Genomic DNA, 5,592 nt, shown 5'->3' with positions numbered 1-5,592 from the left:
GCAAAATGGCCACCCATCGATGGGTGGCCATTTTGTCTAAAAGGAGTCCGGCGGTGTCCTACTCTCCCACAGGGTCCCCCCTGCAGTACCATCGGCGCTGTGAGGCTTAGCTTCCGGGTTCGGAATGTAACCGGGCGTTTCCCTCACGCTATGGCCGCCGAAACACTATTGATGTTTCAATCAAACACATAACAAAGTCATTGTTGTTATGCGGTTCTCGACCGTACATCGAGAACCACTCAGTGGACGCGTAGCACCAACAAACGGTGTGTTATCAAGTCATCGGCTTATTAGTACCAGTCAGCTGCATGCATTACTGCACTTCCACATCTGGCCTATCAACCCAGTAGTCTGGCTGGGAGCCTCTCACCCGAAGGTATGGAAATCTCATCTTGAGGCCGGCTTCCCGCTTAGATGCTTTCAGCGGTTATCCATCCCGAACGTAGCTAATCAGCGGTGCTCCTGGCGGAACAACTGACACACCAGAGGTTCGTCCAACCCGGTCCTCTCGTACTAGGGTCAGATCCTCTCAAATTTCCTACGCGCGCAGCGGATAGGGACCGAACTGTCTCACGACGTTCTAAACCCAGCTCGCGTACCGCTTTAATGGGCGAACAGCCCAACCCTTGGGACCTACTCCAGCCCCAGGATGCGACGAGCCGACATCGAGGTGCCAAACCATGCCGTCGATATGGACTCTTGGGCAAGATCAGCCTGTTATCCCCGAGGTACCTTTTATCCGTTGAGCGACAGCGCTTCCACAAGCCACTGCCGGATCACTAGTCCCGACTTTCGTCCCTGCTCGACCTGTCAGTCTCACAGTCAAGCTCCCTTGTGCACTTACACTCGACACCTGATTGCCAACCAGGTTGAGGGAACCTTTGGGCGCCTCCGTTACTTTTTGGGAGGCAACCGCCCCAGTTAAACTACCCACCAGGCACTGTCCCTGAACCGGATTACGGTTCGAAGTTAGATATCCAGAGTGACCAGAGTGGTATTTCAACAATGACTCCACACGAACTAGCGTCCATGCTTCAAAGTCTCCCACCTATCCTACACAAGCCACACCGAACACCAATACCAAGCTGTAGTAAAGGTCACGGGGTCTTTCCGTCCTGCTGCGCGTAACGAGCATCTTTACTCGTAATGCAATTTCGCCGAGTTCGCGGTTGAGACAGTTGGGAAGTCGTTACGCCATTCGTGCAGGTCGGAACTTACCCGACAAGGAATTTCGCTACCTTAGGATGGTTATAGTTACCACCGCCGTTTACTGGGGCTTAAATTCTCAGCTTCGCCTTACGGCTAACCGGTCCTCTTAACCTTCCAGCACCGGGCAGGCGTCAGTCCGTATACATCGTCTTGCGACTTGGCACGGACCTGTGTTTTTAGTAAACAGTCGCTACCCACTAGTCTCTGCGGCCTCCAAACGCTTTCGGGAGTAAATCCCTATACGCCGAAGGCCCCCCTTCTCCCGAAGTTACGGGGGCATTTTGCCGAGTTCCTTAACCACGATTCTCTCGATCTCCTTGGTATTCTCTACCTGACCACCTGAGTCGGTTTGGGGTACGGGCGGCTAGAACCTCGCGTCGATGCTTTTCTTGGCAGCATAGGATCACCCACTTTTTATCCGCATCGTGTCTCAGCCTTAATGAATCGCGGATTTGCCTACGACTCGGCCTACGCACTTGCACCAGGACAACCATCGCCTGGCTTGGGCTACCTTCCTGCGTCACACCTGTTAATACGCTAACCGCACCAGAATGGGGTCGTGCGCTAGGCCCAGAGCGTCACCCCGAAGGGATCAGTCACTGGGATTCAGACACTTAGCACTACTGGATTAGCTTGGGCGGTTCTTCGCCGGTACGGGAATATCAACCCGTTGTCCATCGACTACGCCTGTCGGCCTCGCCTTAGGTCCCGACTTACCCAGGGAAGATTAGCTTGACCCTGGAACCCTTGGTCTTTCGGAGGACGTGTTTCTCACACGTCATTCGCTACTCATGCCTGCATTCTCACTCGTGTAGCCTCCACGGCTGGTTCACACCGCCGCTTCGCTGGCCACACGACGCTCTCCTACCCATCAACACGGCTGGACCACGAAGGCCTACCAATAATGTCAATGCCACAACTTCGGTGGCGTGCTTGAGCCCCGTTACATTGTCGGCGCGGAATCACTTGACCAGTGAGCTATTACGCACTCTTTCAAGGGTGGCTGCTTCTAAGCCAACCTCCTGGTTGTCAAGGCAACTCCACATCCTTTCCCACTTAGCACGCGCTTTGGGACCTTAGTTGGTGGTCTGGGTTGTTTCCCTCTCGACTATGAAGCTTATCCCCCACAGTCTCACTGCTGCGCTCTCACTTACCGGCATTCGGAGTTTGGCTGACGTCAGTAACCTTGTAGGGCCCATCGGCCATCCAGTAGCTCTACCTCCGGCAAGAAACACGCAACGCTGCACCTAAATGCATTTCGGAGAGAACCAGCTATCACGAAGTTTGATTGGCCTTTCACCCCTATCCACAGCTCATCCCCTCAGTTTTCAACCTAAGTGGGTTCGGTCCTCCACGACGTCTTACCGTCGCTTCAACCTGGCCATGGATAGATCACTTCGCTTCGGGTCTAGGACATGCGACTGAATCGCCCTATTCAGACTCGCTTTCGCTACGGCTACCCCACACGGGTTAACCTCGCCACATATCGCTAACTCGCAGGCTCATTCTTCAAAAGGCACGCTGTCACCCCTACTAAGGAGGCTCCAACGGTTTGTAAGCAAACGGTTTCAGGTACTATTTCACTCCCCTCCCGGGGTACTTTTCACCTTTCCCTCACGGTACTTGTCCGCTATCGGTCATCTGGGAGTATTTAGGCTTATCAGGTGGTCCTGACAGATTCACACGGGATTTCACGGGCCCCGTGCTACTTGGGATACTCTTCGCGCCAAGAGAGGCATTTCGACTACGGGGTTGGCACCCTCTATGACCGGCCTTTCAAGACCGTTCGTCTATACCTTCTTGTAACGCCGCCACCTCGGCAGAGATGACTGAAAAGTCCCACAACCCCCAACGTGCAACACCTGCCGGCTATCACACACGCTAGGTTTAGCCTGTTCCGGTTTCGCTCGCCACTACTAACGGAATCGCGGTTGCTTTCTCTTCCTGTGGGTACTGAGATGTTTCACTTCCCCACGTTCCCTCTACCCGCCCTATATATTCAGGCGGGAGTCACTAGGTCGGCACGCCGCCCAGCGGGGTTTCCCCATTCGGACACCCTCGGATCAAAACTTGCTTATCAGTTCCCCGAGGCTTATCGCAGATTGCTACGTCCTTCTTCGGCTCCAGATGCCAAGGCATCCACCGTTTGCTCTTAAAGACTTGAAATCACATGAGTTTGAATCAAAAACTCGACCCCACCCGAAGATGGAATCTGAAATTGACTAATGATCTTTAAGATCATCTTGTGCAACTGACCGAAGCCAGCTGCAAGATGCTCGCGTCCACTGTGTAGTTCTCAAAGTACGGGCGGTGCCCCCATCCACAACCCCACAAAAGGGGAAACAGAAAGAGGCCCAGAGTAACCGACTGTGCACTCGACCCAAAGGCCAGTGCGCATCCGGTCCCTCAGGACCCAACAGCGTGCAGGTGCGACATCCGCCACCCTCCCCGTTCCCACCAGATCCGAAGACCCGACGTACTAGAGAAGAACAACATCCTTCACACCATGTCAAATGTTCCACCCATGAGCTCCCAGCGAAGAACGTATGCCTTCGATCTGGGTTCTGGACACCCGAAGGTGTCAGATGCTCCTTAGAAAGGAGGTGATCCAGCCGCACCTTCCGGTACGGCTACCTTGTTACGACTTAGTCCTAATTACCGATCCCACCTTCGACGGCTCCCTCCAAAAAGGTTAGGCCACCGGCTTCAGGTGTTACCGACTTTCATGACTTGACGGGCGGTGTGTACAAGACCCGGGAACGTATTCACCGCAGCGTTGCTGATCTGCGATTACTAGCGACTCCGACTTCATGAGGTCGAGTTGCAGACCTCAATCCGAACTGGGACCGGCTTTTTGGGATTCGCTCCACCTCGCGGTATTGCAGCCCTTTGTACCGGCCATTGTAGCATGCGTGAAGCCCAAGACATAAGGGGCATGATGATTTGACGTCATCCCCACCTTCCTCCGAGTTGACCCCGGCAGTATCCCATGAGTTCCCACCATTACGTGCTGGCAACATAGAACGAGGGTTGCGCTCGTTGCGGGACTTAACCCAACATCTCACGACACGAGCTGACGACAACCATGCACCACCTGTTTACGAGTGTCCAAAGAGTTGACCATTTCTGGCCCGTTCTCGTATATGTCAAGCCTTGGTAAGGTTCTTCGCGTTGCATCGAATTAATCCGCATGCTCCGCCGCTTGTGCGGGTCCCCGTCAATTCCTTTGAGTTTTAGCCTTGCGGCCGTACTCCCCAGGCGGGGAACTTAATGCGTTAGCTGCGTCACGGAATCCGTGGAATGGACCCCACAACTAGTTCCCAACGTTTACGGGGTGGACTACCAGGGTATCTAAGCCTGTTTGCTCCCCACCCTTTCGCTCCTCAGCGTCAGTTACGGCCCAGAGATCTGCCTTCGCCATCGGTGTTCCTCCTGATATCTGCGCATTCCACCGCTACACCAGGAATTCCAATCTCCCCTACCGCACTCTAGTCTGCCCGTACCCACTGCAGGCCGGAGGTTGAGCCTCCGGATTTCACAGCAGACGCGACAAACCGCCTACGAGCTCTTTACGCCCAATAATTCCGGATAACGCTTGCGCCCTACGTATTACCGCGGCTGCTGGCACGTAGTTAGCCGGCGCTTTTTCTGCAGGTACCGTCACTTTCGCTTCTTCCCTGCTAAAAGAGGTTTACAACCCGAAGGCCGTCGTCCCTCACGCGGCGTTGCTGCATCAGGCTTGCGCCCATTGTGCAATATTCCCCACTGCTGCCTCCCGTAGGAGTCTGGGCCGTGTCTCAGTCCCAGTGTGGCCGGTCACCCTCTCAGGCCGGCTACCCGTCGACGCCTTGGTGAGCCATTACCTCACCAACAAGCTGATAGGCCGCGAGCCCATCCCCAACCGAAATTCTTTCCAGACGCAGACCATGCGGTCACGTCACATATCCAGTATTAGACGCCGTTTCCAGCGCTTATCCCAGAGTCAGGGGCAGGTTGCTCACGTGTTACTCACCCGTTCGCCACTGATCCCACAGAGCAAGCTCCGTGTTCACCGTTCGACTTGCATGTGTTAAGCACGCCGCCAGCGTTCATCCTGAGCCAGGATCAAACTCTCCGTAAAAAAGAAATGCATACGACACCGGGAAAACGGTGACGCAGCGAGTTTGATGCTGACCAAAGAGACAAATTCATTGCTGACTTCATCCATTGCCAACCCCCCGAAAGGAGTTGGTCTTTGATCCAAAGGAATTCTCACCCCCACCGAAGTGGAGACGAGGATAATTTGGCATTTGACAAGTGCACGCTGTTGAGTTCTCAAGGATCGGATGCTCCCACGACCCAGCCATCACAGCCAGGCCCGCAGGGCAACTTCTCTATCTTACC

At 54.5% G+C, this 5,592-nt stretch carries 3 rRNA genes; all 3 read right to left on the bottom strand.

Annotated features, from left to right (window positions below):
* Nucleotides 1-45: 45 nt before the first annotated feature.
* A 5S ribosomal RNA gene (rrf, locus tag OC372_RS19285) occupies nucleotides 46-162 on the bottom strand.
* A gap of 108 nt (nucleotides 163-270) precedes the next feature.
* Nucleotides 271-3,375: ribosomal RNA gene (locus tag OC372_RS19280) — 23S ribosomal RNA — on the bottom strand.
* Between the two features lie 430 nt (nucleotides 3,376-3,805).
* Nucleotides 3,806-5,329, bottom strand: a 16S ribosomal RNA gene (locus tag OC372_RS19275).
* The 16S, 23S and 5S rRNA genes sit together here, the layout of an rRNA operon.
* Nucleotides 5,330-5,592 lie beyond the last annotated feature (263 nt).

The organism is Microbacterium sp. Mcb102, assembly GCF_024519805.1.
Taxonomy (GTDB): Bacteria; Actinomycetota; Actinomycetes; order Actinomycetales; family Microbacteriaceae; genus Microbacterium.
Note: the sequence above shows the minus strand (reverse complement) of the source record. Positions and strands in the feature narration are given on the sequence as shown.